This is a genomic window from Streptomyces sp. NPDC029956, from assembly GCF_055574655.1.
This window is the reverse complement of sequence record NZ_JBVHZJ010000064.1, coordinates 16872-33708: the sequence shown is the minus strand read 5'-3', so window position 1 is coordinate 33708 and position 16837 is coordinate 16872. Positions and strand designations below refer to the sequence as shown.

The 16837-nt window shown below is 72.8% G+C and carries 14 protein-coding genes and 1 riboswitch; of the genes, 5 read left to right on the top strand and 9 right to left on the bottom strand.

Translation table 11 applies throughout. The annotated features are described in order from the left end of the window. Nucleotides 1-3 precede the first annotated feature (3 nt). From ACZ4XX_RS34325 to ACZ4XX_RS34315, 3 genes are all read left to right on the top strand, one after another. Nucleotides 4-1005, top strand: a complete 1002-nt coding sequence (locus tag ACZ4XX_RS34325) for a carbohydrate ABC transporter permease (protein ID WP_468511764.1) — start codon at nucleotides 4-6, stop codon at nucleotides 1003-1005. A gap of 108 nt (nucleotides 1006-1113) precedes the next feature. Then, nucleotides 1114-2451 (top strand): ABC transporter substrate-binding protein, encoded by a 1338-nt coding sequence (locus tag ACZ4XX_RS34320; RefSeq protein ID WP_468511763.1) that lies wholly within the window; start codon nucleotides 1114-1116, stop codon nucleotides 2449-2451. A gap of 155 nt (nucleotides 2452-2606) precedes the next feature. After that, nucleotides 2607-3887, top strand: coding sequence for a radical SAM protein (locus ACZ4XX_RS34315; RefSeq protein ID WP_468511776.1), 1281 nt, complete (start codon nucleotides 2607-2609; stop codon nucleotides 3885-3887). Between the two features lie 211 nt (nucleotides 3888-4098). Here the strand turns inward: ACZ4XX_RS34315 and ACZ4XX_RS34310 are convergent, their stop codons facing one another. From ACZ4XX_RS34310 to ACZ4XX_RS34285, 6 genes are all read right to left on the bottom strand, one after another. Further along, nucleotides 4099-5619: an MFS transporter gene (locus tag ACZ4XX_RS34310; protein WP_468511762.1), complete on the bottom strand. Its 1521-nt coding sequence runs from the start codon at nucleotides 5617-5619 to the stop codon at nucleotides 4099-4101. A gap of 107 nt (nucleotides 5620-5726) precedes the next feature. Continuing rightward, on the bottom strand, nucleotides 5727-6092 hold the full coding sequence (locus ACZ4XX_RS34305; protein WP_468511761.1) for an ArsR/SmtB family transcription factor: 366 nt from the start codon (nucleotides 6090-6092) through the stop codon (nucleotides 5727-5729). A gap of 32 nt (nucleotides 6093-6124) precedes the next feature. After that, nucleotides 6125-6994 (bottom strand): ABC transporter ATP-binding protein, encoded by an 870-nt coding sequence (locus ACZ4XX_RS34300; protein WP_468511760.1) that lies wholly within the window; start codon nucleotides 6992-6994, stop codon nucleotides 6125-6127. Then, the gene (locus ACZ4XX_RS34295) at nucleotides 6991-8049 is read right to left on the bottom strand and encodes a FecCD family ABC transporter permease (protein ID WP_468511759.1); all 1059 of its coding nucleotides are present in this window, start codon (nucleotides 8047-8049) and stop codon (nucleotides 6991-6993) included. Before ACZ4XX_RS34295 ends, ACZ4XX_RS34300 begins: the two co-directional genes overlap by 4 nt. Further along, on the bottom strand, nucleotides 8046-9101 hold the full coding sequence (locus ACZ4XX_RS34290; RefSeq protein WP_468511758.1) for an ABC transporter substrate-binding protein: 1056 nt from the start codon (nucleotides 9099-9101) through the stop codon (nucleotides 8046-8048). The genes ACZ4XX_RS34295 and ACZ4XX_RS34290 overlap by 4 nt, the downstream gene beginning before the upstream one ends. Nucleotides 9102-9181: 80 nt before the next feature. After that, nucleotides 9182-9359, bottom strand: a riboswitch (cobalamin riboswitch). A gap of 124 nt (nucleotides 9360-9483) precedes the next feature. Next, complete coding sequence (locus ACZ4XX_RS34285; RefSeq protein WP_468511757.1) at nucleotides 9484-9690, bottom strand: cold-shock protein; 207 nt, start codon at nucleotides 9688-9690, stop codon at nucleotides 9484-9486. A gap of 654 nt (nucleotides 9691-10344) precedes the next feature. On the opposite strand from ACZ4XX_RS34285, the gene ACZ4XX_RS34280 reads away from it, so the two are divergent. Next, the gene (locus tag ACZ4XX_RS34280; protein WP_468511756.1) at nucleotides 10345-11853 is read left to right on the top strand and encodes a right-handed parallel beta-helix repeat-containing protein; all 1509 of its coding nucleotides are present in this window, start codon (nucleotides 10345-10347) and stop codon (nucleotides 11851-11853) included. Nucleotides 11854-11883: 30 nt separating this feature from the next. On the opposite strand, the gene ACZ4XX_RS34275 is transcribed toward ACZ4XX_RS34280, so the two are convergent. Both ACZ4XX_RS34275 and ACZ4XX_RS34270 read right to left on the bottom strand, forming a co-directional pair. Further along, nucleotides 11884-13188 carry an amidohydrolase gene (locus ACZ4XX_RS34275; protein WP_468511755.1) on the bottom strand — a complete coding sequence of 435 codons (1305 nt, stop codon included), beginning with the start codon at nucleotides 13186-13188 and terminating at the stop codon, nucleotides 11884-11886. Continuing rightward, complete coding sequence (locus ACZ4XX_RS34270) at nucleotides 13185-14495, bottom strand: MFS transporter (RefSeq protein WP_468511754.1); 1311 nt, start codon at nucleotides 14493-14495, stop codon at nucleotides 13185-13187. Before ACZ4XX_RS34270 ends, ACZ4XX_RS34275 begins: the two co-directional genes overlap by 4 nt. Before the next feature lie 63 nt (nucleotides 14496-14558). Here ACZ4XX_RS34270 and ACZ4XX_RS34265 point away from each other — a divergent pair, with 63 nt between their 5' ends. After that, a complete protein-coding gene (locus ACZ4XX_RS34265) occupies nucleotides 14559-15650 on the top strand; it encodes an Lrp/AsnC family transcriptional regulator (protein ID WP_468511753.1) in 1092 nt (363 codons plus the stop codon). Nucleotides 15651-15794: 144 nt separating this feature from the next. On the opposite strand, the gene ACZ4XX_RS34260 is transcribed toward ACZ4XX_RS34265, so the two are convergent. After that, nucleotides 15795-16808: a LysR family transcriptional regulator gene (locus tag ACZ4XX_RS34260; RefSeq protein ID WP_468511752.1), complete on the bottom strand. Its 1014-nt coding sequence runs from the start codon at nucleotides 16806-16808 to the stop codon at nucleotides 15795-15797. Nucleotides 16809-16837 lie beyond the last annotated feature (29 nt).

Genomic DNA, 16837 nt, shown 5'->3' with positions numbered 1-16837 from the left:
CCGATGACCACCTCCCTCACCAGCGCGGCCTCCGGATCCGGTACGCCGGCCGCCCCCGGTACACCCGGCAGCGCCACGGAAGCACACCCCCGTACGGACGCCCGCACGGCTACGGGCACCCGTACCCCCAAGCCCCGCAAGCGTCCCCCGCACACCCCGCTCAACCCCCGCCCCAGCGTGCCGCTGACCCTCGTGACCGGCCTGGTCCTCGTCTACACCCTGCTGCCGCTCGCCTGGCTGGTCGTCAACGCCACCAAGGACCAGAACGGACTGCTCGACTCCTTCGGACTCTGGTTCGCCGACGAGAGCCACTTCTGGGACAACATCGGCCGGACCCTCTCGTACGACGACGGCGTCTTCGTCCGCTGGCTGCTCAACACCCTGCTGTACGTCGTCGCCGGCGCGGGCGGCGCCACCGTCCTCGCCGTCCTCGGCGGGTACGCCCTCGCCACGTACGACTTCCCGGGACGCCGGGCCGTGTTCGCGGTGGTCCTCGGGGCCGTCGCCGTGCCCGGCACCGCCCTCGCCGTCCCCACCTTCCTGATGTTCAGCAACATGGGCCTCACGAACACCCCGTGGGCCGTGATCATCCCGTCGCTGATCTCGCCCTTCGGCCTCTATCTCATGTGGGTCTTCGCCGCCGAGTCCGTCCCCACCGAGCTCCTGGAGGCCGCACGCATCGACGGCTCCGGCGAGCTGCGCACCTTCTTCACGATCGCGCTGCCGCTGCTGATGCCGGGCACCGTCACGGTGCTGCTGTTCTCGATGGTCGCGACCTGGAACAACTACTTCCTGCCACTGATCATGATCAAGGACCCCGACTGGTACCCGCTGACCCTCGGCCTCAACGCCTGGAACGCCCAGGCGCAGACGGCGGGCGGCGAGGCCGTGTTCGACCTCATCATCACCGGCTCCCTGCTGACGATCGTGCCGATCGTGGCGATCTTCCTGCTGCTCCAGCGGTACTGGCAGTCCGGCCTGGCCGCGGGCAGCGTCAAGGAGTGACACCTCCGGCACCCCCGCACCGCTCCCCCGCACTCTCCCGTCTCCCCTCACCTTTCCCCTCTCCCTCCTTCCCTCCCTCCGCCGTACCCTCGACCAGGAGCACAGCCCATGAGAACGCACATCACCCGCCGACTCCTCGGCGCCCTCGCCGTCGTCTCCACGCTCGCGCTGACCGCCACGGCCTGCGGCTCGGACGCCTCGGACGGCGGTGGCGACAGTGGACCGAAGGACGTCGCGGCCGCGCTCGAGAAGGGCGGCAAGGTGACCGTGTGGGCCTGGGAGCCCACGCTCAAGAAGGTGGCGGAGGACTTCGAGAAGAAGTACCCCGAGGTCGACATCGAGCTGGTCAACGCGGGCACCGGCGACAAGCAGTACACCGCCCTGCAGAACGCGATGGCCGCCGGCTCCGGCGCCCCCGACGTGGCACAGGTCGAGTACTACGCCCTCGGCCAGTTCACCATAGGCAAGTCCGTCGAGGACCTCGCCTCCTACGGGGCCCAGAAGTACGGCACGACCTTCACCTCGGGCCCGTGGACCGCCGTCACCCGGGACAAGGCCATCTACGCGCTGCCCATGGACTCGGGGCCCATGGCGTTCTTCTACAACAAGAAGGTCTTCGACAAGCACGGCATCAAGGTGCCGACGACCTGGGACGAGTACGTGGAGGCGGCCCGCGCCCTCCACGAGGCCGACCCGAAGATCTTCATCACCAACGACACCGGGGACGCCGGCGCCACCACCAGCCTCATCTGGCAGGCCGGCGGCCGTCCGTACCGGACCCACGGCACGGACGTCACGATCGACTTCGGCGACGAGGGCACCAAGAAGTACACCGCGACCTGGCAGAAACTCCTCGACGAGAAGCTGGTCGCGCCGATCAGCTCGTGGAGCGACGCCTGGTACAAGGGCCTGGCCGACGGCTCCCTCGCCACCCTCTCCATCGGCGCCTGGATGCCGGCCAACCTGACGTCCGGCGTCGCCTCCGCGTCCGGCGACTGGCGGGTCGCGCCGCTGCCGCAGTGGACGAAGGGCGAGAAGACGAGCGCGGAGAACGGCGGCAGCTCGCTCGCCGTGCCGAAGGCCGCCAAGAACAAGGAACTCGCCTACGCCTTCACGGAGTTCGCGACCACCGGCGCCGGAGCCAGTGCCCGGGTCGCCGCCGGCGCCTTCCCCGCGACCCGCGCGGACCTGGAGTCGAAGGCGTTCCTCGACACCGCCTTCCCGTACTTCGGCGGCCAGCAGGCCAACCGGATCTTCGCCGAGTCCGCCCGCAACGTCGGCGAGGACTGGTCCTACCTGCCCTACCAGGTGTACGCGAACTCGATCTTCAACGACACCGTGGGCAAGGCGTACGTCTCCCCCACCACGCTCACCGACGGCCTGAAGCAGTGGCAGGAGGCCGGCGTGACGTACGGGAACGACCAGGGCTTCACGGTCAACAAGTAACCGGAGCCACGTTCACCGGCCGCCGGGCGGGTCCCGGTCGACGAGTCCGGCGCCCCCGCGCGTAGCGTGAGGCGTGTCGGCTCCGTCGTCTCTCACCTGGAGATCCGCCTGTGTCCAGCGCCGCCCCGACCCGTACCGCCGTCGTCGAATCCCTCATGGACCGCTTCCCCGGAGTCCCTCCGGAGGCCGTTCTCAAGGAGGACCTGCTGCGCGGCGGGCTCGCCTTCGACCCGTCCGCGCTGTCCGGGAACGAGGGGGGCGAGGTGAAGCCGAAGTCGTACTTCATCTTCTCCTTCGACCACCGCACGCTGCCGGAGCTCGGGGAGGCGGCACTGAACCGCCCGCCGGAGGAGATCGTGCTCACGGGCGGGCCGTACGGGCTCCGCCGCACGGTGGTGTCGGTACGGGTCAACCCGTCGTCCCCCTACCGGGTGGCGCCGGACGGCGACGGGGCGCTCGCGCTGTTCCTCGACGGCGTCAGGATCGCCGACGTCGGTCTGCCGCCGATGCCCGAGTACTACCGGCACCCGCTGGCCAACGGGAAGTCCGTGATGGAGGTCGCGCCGACCATCCAGTGGGGCTATCTGATCTATCTGACGGTCTTCCGGGTCTGCCAGTACTTCGGCGCCAAGGAGGAGTGCCAGTACTGCGACATCAACCACAACTGGCGCCAGCACAAGGCGGCGGGCCGCCCGTACACCGGGGTGAAGCCGGTCGACGAGGTCCTGGAGGCGCTGGAGATCATCGACCGCCACGACACCGCCCGAACCTCCACCGCGTACACCCTCACGGGCGGGGCGGTCACGTCCCAGGTCGGCGGGAAGGACGAGGCCGACTTCTACGGGCAGTACGCGCGCGCGATCGAGGAGCGGTTCCCCGGCCGCTGGATCGGCAAGGTCGTCGCGCAGGCGCTGCCGAAGGAGGACGTGCAGAGGTTCCACGACTACGGCATCCGGATCTACCACCCGAACTACGAGGTGTGGGACCGCCGGCTCTTCGAGCTGTACTGCCCCGGCAAGGAGCGCTACATCGGCCGGGACGAGTGGCACCGCCGCATCCTGGACTCCGCCGAGGTCTTCGGGCCGCGCAACGTCATCCCGAACTTCGTCGCGGGCGTCGAGATGGCCAGGCCCTCCGGCTTCCTGACGGTGGACGAGGCGATCGCGTCCACCCGGGAGGGCCTGCGGTTCTTCATGTCGCGCGGGATCACCCCCCGGTTCACCACCTGGTGCCCGGAGCCGACGACCCCCCTGGGCCGGGAGAACCCGGACGGGGCGCCGCTCGAATACCACCTGCGGCTCCTCGAGGCGTACACGGCGACGCTGCAGGAGTACGGGCTGACGGCACCGCCCGGGTACGGGCCGGCCGGCCCGGGGCGCGCGGTGTTCTCGGTGAGCTCGTTCATGGACGCGCTGCCGCCGGCGCCGGGCGAGTGACCAGGACCGAACGACGCGAGAGAGCCGGTACCCCTTTCGGGGTACCGGCTCTCTCGCGTCAGGGGGGTCCGGCGGGGGCGTCAGGCGGCGAGGAGGCCGAGGGCGACGGCCGGGACGGTGAAGCCGGACCGGGCGTCGACCGTGGTCAGCAGGGCGGAGGAACCGGCCATGACCAGCATGCCGGCCAGGATGAGGAGCCGGTTGCCGTCTTCTACGGGCTCGAGGTGGTCCTGGACGGCCTGGAGATGCGGCTGCCGCGCTGAGGAGAGGCGGGGGCGTCCGCGAAGGGGGCTTCCGCCGAGGGTGCCTCCGCGACGAGGGCTTCGACGGCGGGGACCGCTGCGACCGGGGCCTCCGCAACGGGGACCGCTGCGACCGGGGCCTCTCCGGCCGGGGACTCCGTGCCCCGGACGTGCGCCCGCCGACCCGTGGTCGGGGCCGGACGCGGCCACAGCCTCGCCGCGCCCGCGGCCCCCGCCAGCGCCACGGCGGTGAGGACGCCCGCCGAGGCGGCCGGGCCCGCCGTCGCGGCGAGCCAGCCGGCGAGCGGGTAGGTGAGCAGCCAGCAGGCGTGCGAGAGGGAGAACCGGGCCGCGAAGGCGGCGGGCAGGTCGCCGCTCCGGACGGAACCGCGCACCACCCGGCCGCCCGGGGTGAGCACGGCCGAGCCGGCGGCGCCCGTGACCAGCCAGACCACGAGCAGCGCGGGCCAGGACCAGGCCCCGGGTGTGACCGCGAGGCCGAGGGCCAGCAGCCCCAGGGCTCCGGGCAGGACGAAGGCGGCCTGCACCATGACCGCGCGGTCGCCGCCCCGTTCCAGGACGCGCGGCAGCAACAGGGCGACCGTCATCGATCCCGCGCCGTACGCGCCGAGGGCGAGGGGTACGTCCCCGGCGGGGCGGCCGAGGGTGTCGCGGACGAGGATCACGGTGTCGACGAGGACGACGGCCCCGGCGGCCGCGACGGCCAGGTCGAGGGCGAGGAGGGCGCGCAGCCGCGGGGCGGCGAGGACGAGCCGGATGCCGGAGACCGCCCTGGTGTACGTACGGGGGCAGGAGGCCGTGCCACCGGCGGGCTTCGCCGGCCGGCCCGGGTCGCGATCCGGCTCCGGGACCGGGTCGGGATCCGCCGGGTCGGGATCCTCCGCGTCGGGGCCGGGGGCCGGGGCGGGCAGGGTCGTCGTGCGGACCAGGAGGGCGGAGGCGGCGAAGCCCACGGCGGTGCCGGCGAAGAGCCAGGCGTACGGGACGACCGTCAGCAGCGCGGCGGCGAGCACCGGGCTGGCCAGGCTCTCCAGGTCGTAGGCGAGCCGGGCGAGCGACAGGGCGCCGGTGTAGTCGCGTTCGTCGGGCAGCACCTGCGGGATCGTCGCCTGGAAGGCCGGAGTGAAGGCGGCCGAGGCGGCCTGCAGCAGCAGGATCAGGACGTACACCTGCCAGACCCGGCTGACGAACGGCAGGGCGAGCACGACCGCCGCGCGCGCCAGGTCCATGGAGACGAGCAGCGCCCGCCGGGGCACGCGGTCGGCGAGGGCACCGACGAGCGGGGCGAGGACGACGTACGCGGCCATCTTGATCGCGAGGGCGGTGCCGAGGACGGCGGCGGCGTTCGTGCCCGCCAGGTCGTACGCGAGAAGGCTCAGGGCCACGGTCGCCAGGCCGGTGCCGGTGAGGGCGACGACCTGCGCGCCGAAGAGGCGGCGATAGGTGGGGTTGCGCAGCACGGACAGCATGAGGACGCCCCCGGTCGGCCACGGCGGACTGCGGACGTCACCAACGTAGCGGACATGTGCACACTTGCGCACATGTTGATGTCAGGGGCCGGGCTGCGGTGAGGCCCTCAGTCGTGCCAGGGCTCGCCGCTCACCTCGTGATCGGCGCGGCTGATCGCCTCGACCACGAGCCGCTTGAGGTGCCCGTCCGGCATGGCGTACACGACGCGGCGTCCGTCCTTGCGGGACTGGACGAGCCCGGCCAGACGCAGCTTGGCCAGGTGCTGGCTGACGGCGGGACGCGCGGCCCCGCAGGCCTCCGTCAGGGCGGTCACATCGGCCTCGCCGCGGGTGAGCAGCCAGACCAGGTGCAGCCGGGTGGGATCGGAGAGCAGGCCGAACACCTCCGCCGCCGCCGAGAGTTCGAGCGCCCCCGGCGTCCGCCCGTGCGGCCGGGACGCGGCCGGGACCGCGGGATCTACACGCTCAGACATGGGCCCATCGTAGGCAGGCGGACGGGCGCCCCTCAGCCGCCCGCGCTCCGGACCGTGCCCAGGAAGCGGATGTGGGGAGGTCCCTCGGGGTCGGGGCGGGTCACGGCGGCGCGGACGCGGTAGACATCGGCGATCAGCTCCTCGGTGAGGACCTCCCCCGGCGTGCCGGTGGCGACCACGCGGCCGGCGGCGAGGACCACCAGCCGGTCGCAGTACATCGCCGCCAGGTTGAGGTCGTGCAGGGCGACGACGGCGGTGAGGCGCAGCTCGGCGACGAGGGCCAGGAGGTCCAGCTGGTGCTGGATGTCGAGGTGGTTGGTGGGCTCGTCGAGGAGCAGCTCGCGCGGCTCCTGGGCGAGGGCCCGGGCGATCTGGACGCGCTGGCGCTCGCCGCCGGAGAGGGTCCGCCAGGGCTGCCGGGCCCGGTCGGTGAGCCCCGTGCGCGCGAGGGCGGAACGCACGGCGGTCTCGTCGGCCGCCGATGCCGGGGTCCAGGCGCGGCGGTGCGGGACGCGGCCGAGGCGTACGACGTCGGCAACGGTCAGGTCGGTCTGGGTGTCTGCCTGTTGCTCGACGGTGGCGAGGCGCCGGGCGACGGCCCGGCGGCCGAGCGACCCCAGGGGATCGCCGTCGAGGGCGACGACCCCGGAGTCCGGGGCGAGGACGCCGGCGAGCAGCCTGAGCAGGGTCGACTTCCCCGAACCGTTGGGGCCGAGCAGCCCGGTGACGGTGCCGGGGGTGAGGGTGACGCTGACCCCGTCGAGGACGAGGACTCCACCGAGGGCACGGGAGACACGATCGGCCCGGAGCCCGGCGGTGGGCGGGTGGGGGGCCTCGGCGGCTGCCGGGGCGAGGGTGGCCGCGGGAGCTGTGCGGGAGCCGGTGGGCGGGTTCGCCGTCATCGCGCGCCCCCCTTCGTGCGGTACAGGACGAGCACGAACGCCGGTACGCCGATCAGCGACGTCACCACACCCACCGGTACCTCCTGCGGGTCGAGGACCGTCCGCGCGAGCGTGTCGGCCCACACCAGGAACACCGCGCCCGTCACGGCCGTGACGGGCAGCAGCCTCGCGTGGCCCGGGCCCGCGAGCGCCCGTGCCGCGTGCGGCAGCACGAGGCCGACGAAGCCGATCGCTCCGGCGGCGGAGACCAGGGCCGCCGTCAGGAGGGCGGTGACGCACAGCAGGACGAGCCGGGTCCGGAGGACGGCGACGCCGAGCGCCGCCGCGGCCTCCTCGCCGAACGCGAACGCGTCCAGGGTCCTCGCGTGTCCGCCGCAGATCAGCAGGGCCACCGCGAGCACCGCGCCGCACACGCCGACGTCGCCCCAGCCGGCCCCGCCGAGCGAGCCGAGCAGCCAGAACAGGACCCCGCGCGTGGTCTCGGCGTCCGCCGCCGTCATCACGACGAACGAGGTGAGGGCGGAGAAGAGCTGCATCGCGGCGACGCCCGAGAGGACCACGCGGTCCGTGGAGCCGCCGAGGGTGTGGCTCAGGAGCAGCACGAGGGCGAAGGAGCACACCGCCCCGAGGAACGCCCCTCCGGTGACGGTGACGACTCCCCCGCCCGCGCCGAGGACGACGACGGCGACCGCTCCGGTCGAGGCGCCGGAGGAGACGCCGAGGACGAAGGGGTCGGCGAGCGGATTGCGCAGCAGCGACTGCATCACCGCCCCGCAGACCGCGAGTCCGGCGCCGCAGACGGCGGCGAGGAGGGTGCGGGGCAGTCGCAGGTCCCACACGATGCCGTCCCGGATCGGAGAGACGTCCGGGACTCCCCCGGCGAGATGGGCGGCGACCACGGACCACACGTCGCCGACACCGATCTCCGCCGGCCCGATGGTGATCGCCACGGCGACGGAGACGGCCAGGACGGCGAGCCCCGCCACCGTCCACAGCAGCGCCGCGCCCCCTCCGCGTACGACCGCCGCCGACCGGGTGAGCGGTGGCGCGGTCACTTCGCGAGACCGTACGAGCGGAGCGCCGCCGCCACCTTCTCGACGGCGTCGACCGTGCGGACGGTCGGGTTCATCGCCTGGCCGCTGAGCAGCACGTACCGCTTCTCGCGTACCGCCTTCATGTTCCGGGTGACCGGGTCCGACTCCAGGAACTCGATCTTCTTGGCGGCGCTCTCGGCCGACTGCGACCGGCGGGTCAGGTCGCCGATGACGAGGACGTCGGGGTCGCGGTCGGCGACGGTCTCCCAGTTGATCTGGGGCCACTCGGCGCGTGTGTCGTCGAAGACGTTCTTCGCTCCGAGGGTCCGGGTGACGATCCCGGGAGCGCCGCAGCAGCCCGCCATGTAGGGCGCCTCGGCGTTGGCGAACCAGTAGAGGACCGTGACGTCCTCGAAGCCTCCGGTGGAAGTGGCCTTCTTCACACGGGACTTGAGGGAGGCAACGAGCTTCTCGCCGCGCTCCGGCACCGCGAAGACCCGGGCCAGGTCACGGATCTCGCCGTACACCGTCTCCATGGTCAGCGGCCGGGTGCGGACTCCGTCGCCGTCGCCGCTGTTGTCCTTGCCGACGCAGTCGGTGGGCGAGAGGTACGTGGGGACGCCGAGTTCCTCGAAGCGCTCGCGGGGCGCCACTCCGCCCTTGCCCAGGGTGTACGAGAAGGAGGCCGCCGCGAAGTCGGGTTCGGCGTCGAGGACCTTCTCGAAGGAGGGGTAGCGGTCGGCGAGGCGCGGGACCTTGGCGTTCTCCTCCTCCAGGCCCTGGAGCACCGGGTCCGTCCAGGTGGCGGTGCCGGCCATGCGGTCGGCGAGGCCGAGGGAGAGCATGATCTCCGCCGCGCCCTGGTCGAGGGCGACGGCCCGCTGCGGGGCCCGGTCGACCGTGACCCGCTGTCCGCAGTTGTCGTCGAGGGTCACGGGATACTCCGCCCCGGAAGCCGCGGCGCGCTTCGGGGAGGGGGCGGTGGTCCCGCCCCCGCACCCGGTCGCGGTCAGGAGCAGGAGGCCTGCCGTCAGGAACAGCGCGGCGGAACGGACGGGTTGTGCGAGCGGCACGGGAACTTCCTCTGCGGCCACGGCTCATACGCGGAGCCTGTCGTACGGTGCTCCCCGCACGACAGCGTGCCGCCGGGGCCGCCAGCAGGTCTTCGGACTCGGGGTCAGCCGGACGGAGCGCCTTCCCGGGCCCGTCGTGCCGCCCAGTGGCCGATGCTCCGCCCGTCGCCCTCACCGCTGCGCGTCAGTTCCGGTCTCGCACCGGATTCCCTGACCCGTGCACGTACCCGTTCAGGTGCGTACAAAGGTGCGACTGGCCTCGGCACGGTACCACCGGCGCACCTTCCCGCCCGGGGCCAGGTCCTGTCATCACGCTCCCGTCGTCGCCCGAGATCGCGGGACGGGCGGGAGCGTGACGGCAGGGCCTACGAGGAGCCGTCCGTCAGACGCGCAGTTCCTTCGCCTCGAAGCGGCCGTCGCCGAGGACCAGGACGAAGGAGACCTGCTGCCCCTCGGAGAGCGTGCGGCCCTCGCCCTCGATGTCCTCGGCGCTGAAGTACACCTGTTCCTCGGAGCCCACGGGAACGACGAACCCGTACCCGCCGGCACGGTTGAAGGACTGCACGAACCCTTTGCTTCTGCCGTCCACGGCGGCCTCCTCGTCGTCGTCACCGGGGGCGCGGCGGAGGGGCGGGAGCCCCGGTCGGCCACATCCGCGCCTCAGGGGAGGTGTACCCCGTGCGGCCGCCCTTCGCCCGTCGGCAGGGCTTCCCCAGCGCCCTGCCGGGCCTTCTCGCGGGCCTGATGCCGGGGCCGGGGCCGTACGCGTTCTCGGCGGCGGAGTGAATCGGCGCGGGTGGTGCAGACCACTCCCCCGCGTCTCGTAGAATATTCAACAGAGGCCCGGTGTCGGAGATCCCCCGTGTCCGACACCGGGCCTCTTCCTCTTGCCCCACGTCAGGTTGACGCCGTACCGGTCAGGCCCTGCCGCCCGGGTACGCGATCCTCGGCGTGATCGCGGCGACGAGGCGGTAGGCCGCGTCGAGCACCTGCTCGCACAGCAGGGACCGAGCACTCTCGCGAGAACGCGTCATCGTGCGCCCGCTGCAGCCATCGGGCCGGTCACGGAGCCGCCCCTCGGACCCCGCCTCCTCGCCCGGCCCGGGACGACCGCCCCGACCCCTGAGTCGACCAATCAACCGCAGCCTGATCGATATTCGATCATTCGACACTTCTGCATTGACTCGCTCATCGGCCCCACCTAGCTTCTGGCGGCACCAGACCTCGAGAAAGGTGTCGCGTCATGACCATGGAGGCATTCCCGGGGCGGCGTGCGGCGGTCGGCGGGCTCGTCGCCGTCGCGCTCGCCCTCGCCGGCAGCGTCGCCCTCCCCGCCCCGCCCGCCTCGGCCGCCGGGAGCACCACCTACGTGGACTGCTCGCGTCCGGCCGCCGGCGACGGCAGCCAGGCCGCGCCGTTCAACAGCATCGCCCAGGCCAACGGGAGGACGTACGCGGCCGGGGACACCCTCGCCTTCGCGTCCGGCACCACCTGCACCGGGTCCCTCGCCCCCCAGGGCAGCGGCACCGCCGGCGCCCCCATCACGCTGACGAGTCACGGCACCGGCGCCCTGCCCGTGATCGACGGCGGCGGCGCCCCGAACGCCGTCTCCCTGACCAATCAGGACCACTGGCGCATCAGCAACCTCAAGATAACCAACCCCGCCGCCACCCTCGCCCGCCGTACCGGACTGCGGATCTCCGCGACCGACGGACGGGCGCACCGCGGCTTCGACATCGGGTACCTGGTCGTCGACCGGGTCGCCGGCCAGACGAGCAAGAACAGCCCGACCACCGAGGACTTCGTCCAGTCCGCCGGGATCGTCACGGGGGCGAGCGGCACGAACTCGACGCTCCACGACGTCCACGTCCACCACAACGAGATCAGCAACACCGGCGGGGGCGGCCTCAAGATCCGGGTCGGCGCCATGGCGGTCAAGGGCTCCGGCGTCCTGATCGAACACAACGTCGTCAGAGACGTCGGCGGCGACGGCATCATCGCGAGCTACGCCGACGCGCCCATGATCCAGTACAACAACGCCTCCGGCGTCGGCAACGGCGTCTACCCCTTCTCCGGCGGCAACTTCGCCGGCATCTGGGTGCTCGGCGACCACAACCCGACCATCCAGAAGAACGCCGTGTACGGCATCACCCGGATGTCCGTGGCCGACAGCCAGGCCTTCGACTGCGACTGGGGCAACACCGGTACCTGTCTGATCCAGTACAACTTCAGCCGCGACAACATCGGCGGTTTCTTCCTCGACTGCGACGGGTGCGGCACCATCGGCGGCGCCCAGCAGGTCGTCCGCTACAACATCTCCGAGAACGACTGCCGGATGAGCAGCGTCAGCGCGGGCCGGTCCGCGCTGCGCATGTACAACAACGTCCTCTACTGCACCGACAGGAAGTTCAGCATCACCCTCCCCGACGAGAGCGTCGTCGAGAACAACATCTGGGTGGGCACCACCGACTCCCGGCTCCCGACGGCCGCGGGGATCTCCTGGCTCTGGAACGTCTTCCAGGGCGTGCCGAGGCCGACCGCCAACGGCATCGTGGGCGACCCGCACTTCGTGAACCCCGGCACGGGCGGCGACTCGCTCGGCTCCGCCGACGGGTACAGGCTGCGCGCCACGTCGCCGGCACTGGACAACGGCTCCGTGATCAGCGGCAGCGGGGGCCGCGACTACTGGGGCAACCCGGTGTCCGCGACCTCCAAGCCGCACCGCGGCGCCTACAACGGCCCCGGGATGTAGGTCCTGTCGTCGCACTCCCGGCGGCCGGCGTCAGGCGCCGGGGGTGCCCGACCCCGTCAGCCACGGAGCGGCGGCCGCGAGCAGGGCGGTCACGCCGAGCGGGATCGTCGGCCCGGGAACGGGGGCGAAGTGCGGCGAGTGGTTGGCGGGGACGGTGTCGGGGAGGCCGTCCTCCAGGAGCGAGCCGGGGTCGATGCCCGCGTAGAGGGCGGGGTCGGCGCCGCCGAAGTGCCAGAAGACGGAGGGGACGCCGAGCGCGGTCCCGAAGGTGCCGAAGTCCTCGCTGCCGGTGATGATCTGAGTGAGCGTGAAGACCCTTTTCGTGCCGAGGACTTCGGTGAGGGAGTCCTGTACGACGGCGGTCGCCGCCGCGTCGTTGACGGTGACCGGGAAGGAGTTGAGCGGGGTGAACTCGGGCTCCCTGGGGGCGCCCGAGGCGACGGCCTCGGCCCGCACGATGCGCGTGACGGCGGCGAGGATCCGGTCCCGTACGGCAGGAGTCGTCGAGCGGACGTTGATCCGCAGTTCGGCGGTGTCCGGGATGATGTTCTCCTTCGTCCCGGCGTGCAGCGAGCCGACGGTGACGACACCGGTCTGGGCGGGGCCGATCTCCCGGGAGACCACCGTCTGCAGCCGCATCACGACCGCCGCCGCGAGGACCACGGGGTCGACGGCCGTCTCCGGGGAGGAGCCGTGGCCGCCCCGGCCGAAGAGCGTCACCCGGAAACTGTCGGAGGCCGCCATCACCGGTCCCGGCCGGGTACCGACGAAGCCCACCGGGGCGGGGGCCACATGCTGGCCGAGGCAGACCTCGGCACGCGGGAAGCGGTCGAGGAAACCGTCCTCGAGCATCGCGGGCGCGCCCCCGACCTCCTCGGCGGGCTGGAAGACGGCGACGACGGTGCCGTGCCAGGCCTTCCGGTGGGCGGCGAGCTGGGCGGTGGCGCCGAGCAGACAGGTGACGTGCATGTCGTGCCCGCAGGCGTGCATGACGGGCACCACGTCGCCGTCGGGGTCGGTGCCGGTGGCGGTGGAGGCGTACGGGAGTCCGGTCTCCTCCTTGACGGGGAGGGCGTCCATGTCGGCGCGGAGCAGGACTACGGGGCCGGGACCGTTGGCGAGGACGCCGACGACTCCGGTGCGGCCGACGCCCTCGGTGACCTCCCAGCCCTGGGCCCGCAGCCGCTCGGCGACCACCCCGGCGGTGCGGAACTCCTGGAACGAGAGCTCCGGATGGGCGTGCAGGTCCTCGTAGAGGGCGAGCAGCTCGGGCAGTCGCGCCTCGAGCCCGGAGAGGAGCGGGGCGACGGGCGCGGCGGCGGTCTCGACGGTCATGCGGAGTCCTTTGCGGTGCGGAGGGAGGGGTACGGCGACGGTTCGTCGGCGGCGGCGCGGAAGGCGGCCGCGTCCTGGGGGGTGAGGCAGGCCATGACGGCGGCGATCAGCGCGCCGAGGACGAGGAAGCCGAAGGCGACCTGGAAGGAGAAGGCGTCGGCGAGGGCGCCCATGACGGGCGGGGCGACCATGCCGGCGACCTGACCGCCGAAGATGACGACGGCGCTGCCCACGCCCACGTACGCCGGGGAGAGACCGGCGAGGGGGACGGCGAAGATCGGCATGTAGGCGAGGGAGGCGGCGAAGACGGCGACGGTGCCGAAGACGACGAAGCCGAGGACGGACGGCGCGTTCGCCATGAGGAGCAGGGCGACGGCCGCGACGGTCATACCGGGGACGATGATCCTGCGGTGGTGGCCGCCGAGCCGGTCGACGAGCCGTCCGCCGAGGACGGTGGCGAGCGCGGCGCCGAGCGCGGGGACGGCGATGAGGGCTCCGGCGGAGGTGAGGGAGACGCCGAGCTCCTCGCTGAGGTACGACGGGACCCAGGTGTTGAGGCCCCAGACGATGGTGTTGTAGCCGAACATCATGAGGGCGAAGCGCCACAGGACGCCCTTGCGCAGGACCGCGCGGAGGGCGGAACGGGCGGTCTCTCCCCCGGCGCCCTCGGCGCTCTCCGTACGGGGCGTGCTTTCCGGGCGGGGCAGCGGGGCCGGGAGCCAGAGGCGTACGGCGACGAGGGCGAGGACGCCGAGGGCTGCGGTCGACCAGAAGGCCGAGCGCCAGCCGAAGACGGCGACGAGCGGGGCCACGGCCAGCGGGGTGATGACGGCGGCGAGGGCGTTGGAGCTCATGACCGTGCCGTTGGCGCTCATCCGTTCCTCGGGCCGGGTGCGCTCGACCAGGACCTTCATGGCGGCGGGCGGGAAGATCCCCTCGGCCGCGCCGAAGGCGAAGCGCAGGGCGAGCAGGACGGCGAAGGACCAGGCGAAACCGGTGAGGGCGGTGAAGACCGACCAGGTCAGCAGCGCCCAGAGGGTGACCCGTCGGCCGCCGAACCGGTCGGCGAGCAGGCCGCCGGGGATCTGGCACAGGGCGTAGGCGAGGAAGAAGGTGGAGACGACGAGGCCCTGCTGGGTGCGGTCGAGGTCGAACTCGGCGCCGAGGGAGGGCAGGACGAGGTTGATCACGAGCCGGTCGGCGTAGTCGACCAGCCAGGCCGCGAAGAGCAGGACGACCGTGACGCGCACGGTTCTGCGGTGCGCGGACCGCGCCGCGGGGGACGCGGGAAGGGTCGGAGCAGGCACGGCACTCCTGTCGCCGGTGGCCGAATCTGGTGGTCGGCCGGAAGTGCCCCTACGATCCGGTCCGTGAGCGAGAGCCCTTCCGGAATGCCGGAAAGCATCAGAGGAACCCTCCCTGCGCCGGATTCCGGCGGGGAGGGTGCCGTCGCGGGCTTCTCCGAGCTGGATCTGGCGCTGATCGACGCGCTGCAGGCGGCCCCTCGGGCCCCGTGGACCCGGATCGGACAGGCGCTCGGCGTGAACGCGACGACGGCCGCCCGCCGCTTCGAACGGCTCCGCGCCGAGGGGCTCGCCTGGGTCACCGCGTACGACGCGGCGAAGACGGCCACGGTCGCCTATGTGGAGGTGCGGTGCCGGCCGCGCGCCTTCGACCGGGTGAGCGCGGCGGTGACGGCGCTGCCCTGGGTGTTCAGCGTCGACGAGACGGCCGGGGACTTCGACCTGTTCCTCTCCGTCGCCGCGCCGGACCTGCCGTCCCTGGGACGCGCGGTGCACCGGGGCATCGGCGGGCTGCGCGGGGTCCGCTCGACCCGGACCCGGCTGGGCATCACGCTGTACGGGGAAGGGCGCGACTGGCGGATGCGGGCGATGAACCCCGCCGAACGCGCCGGCCTGGGCGGGGCGCCGACCGTCCGGCCGCGTACCTACAGCACCCATCTCCACGAGCGGCCGTCCCCGCAGGACCAGGCGCTGCTCACCGCACTCGGCGCCGACGGACGGCTCGGGTACGGGGAGCTGGCCGCGCTCACCGGCATGAGCGAACACACGGCGCGGCGCCGGCTCCAGCGGATGATCCGCGACGGGGACATCACCCTGCGCTGCGACCTGGCGCACCCGATGGCGGGGCTCTCCACGATGGTGGTCTACCGGACGTCGGTGCCGCACGCGCTCCTGGAGCAGACGGGAAACGCGCTCGCCCGGCTGGAGCAGGTGCGGATGTGCGTGTCGGTGAGCGGCCCGTACAACCTGCTCGTCCTCGTCTGGCTGCACGGGCTGGGCGCAGTGGACCCCTTCGAGGCGCTGCTCGCGGAGCGGTTCCCGGCCCTGGAGGTACGGGACCGGACGGTGGCCCTGCACTCCCCCAAGCGCATGAGCTGGCTCCTCGACGAGCACGGGCGGGCCACGGGCAGGGTCCCGCTGGGACTGCCCGGGCACTGAGGCGCCGGGGCCAGGGAGGCGCCGCCACGAGGCGCCGGGACGAGGGAGGTGCCACGGCGCGCCGTCGCTCCCGTTTGGACCCGGTCGGGGGTGGGGCCGGGGGGAGGTGGCGGTGCGCCGTGGCACCGGTCTGTGAGGTGGGTGTTACGAGGCGATGCTCGGGTCCGGGTCGAGGGCCGGGGCCGGGTCGCCGAGCACGTCGACCGGGCTCGCGGGGCCGGGCTCGCCTGGGTGGACCGCGCAGGAGAGGGCGGTCGCCTGGCGGAGGGTCTCCGTCAGGTTCTGCCAGTCGACGGCGGGCCGGGTGTCGGAACGGCCGAGGACCAGGGAGGCGTTCCAGCGCATCCGCGGCACGCCGGGGAGCGGGCGCAGTCCCCCGGCCTCCTGGTGGGAGGCGGCGAGGGCCATGGGGAGCATGGCGCAGCCGAGGCCGGACTGGGTGGCCGCGCGGACACCCGCCATGGAGCCGAGTTCGTGTATCTCGGGCGGGGTGTCGCAGCGCAGCCGGAGGAACTCGGGGAGCCAGCGCTGGGAGGGACAGTCGGGGTCGGCGATGACGACCTGCCGGCCGAGGTTGCCGCGTCGGTGGCCGACGCTGGTTACGGGGATGAACTCGACTTCCTGGAGCCGTACTTCGGTCAGTTCGTCGGGGCGTTCGGTGTGCAGCTGGTCGGCGAGCCGGACGGCCGGGTCCTCGGCGTCGACGACGGTGAGGACGAGGGCGCCGTCGATCGCGCCGGCCCGGAAGGCGTCGTGGACCTCGGCGGTTCCCATGACGCGCAGGGCGAGCTGGACGTTGGAGAGGAGCCGTCGCCCGATGTGGGTGACGCGGGCGAGCTGTTGTCCGTACGCGAGGGCCGGGACGATGCCCACGGTCAGCCGTGGCGGATGGGCAGCGGGCCGGCGCAGGGCGGTCTCCATCTCACCGACGAGGGTGAGGATCTGGCGGGCGTAGTCGCACAGGACGGTCCCGGCGTGGGTGAGCCGGACGCCGTTGGGGAGCCGTTCGAAGACGGGCTCGCCCACCTGCCTCTCCAGCGCACGCATCTGTGCCGTGACGCTGGACTGCGAGTACCCGAGGCGTCGCGCCGCCTGGGTGAACGACCCCGTCAAGGTCACCTCGCGGAAGGTGCGAAGGGTTCTTGCGTCGATGTCCACGTGAAATTCCCCCCTGCCGCGCGAGCGGC

What these genes read in the sequence shown, in the direction of transcription:
- ACZ4XX_RS34280 (WP_468511756.1), top strand. Translation starts at nt 10,345, where the DNA reads ATGACCATGGAGGCATTCCCGGGGCGGCGTGCGGCGGTCGGCGGGCTC.
- ACZ4XX_RS34275 (WP_468511755.1), bottom strand. Translation starts at nt 13,188, where the DNA reads ATGACCGTCGAGACCGCCGCCGCGCCCGTCGCCCCGCTCCTCTCCGGG.
- ACZ4XX_RS34315 (WP_468511776.1), top strand. Translation starts at nt 2,607, where the DNA reads ATGGACCGCTTCCCCGGAGTCCCTCCGGAGGCCGTTCTCAAGGAGGAC.
- ACZ4XX_RS34320 (WP_468511763.1), top strand. Translation starts at nt 1,114, where the DNA reads ATGAGAACGCACATCACCCGCCGACTCCTCGGCGCCCTCGCCGTCGTC.
- ACZ4XX_RS34325 (WP_468511764.1), top strand. Translation starts at nt 4, where the DNA reads ATGACCACCTCCCTCACCAGCGCGGCCTCCGGATCCGGTACGCCGGCC.
- ACZ4XX_RS34305 (WP_468511761.1), bottom strand. Translation starts at nt 6,092, where the DNA reads ATGTCTGAGCGTGTAGATCCCGCGGTCCCGGCCGCGTCCCGGCCGCAC.
- ACZ4XX_RS34310 (WP_468511762.1), bottom strand. Translation starts at nt 5,619, where the DNA reads ATGCTGTCCGTGCTGCGCAACCCCACCTATCGCCGCCTCTTCGGCGCG.
- ACZ4XX_RS34300 (WP_468511760.1), bottom strand. Translation starts at nt 6,994, where the DNA reads ATGACGGCGAACCCGCCCACCGGCTCCCGCACAGCTCCCGCGGCCACC.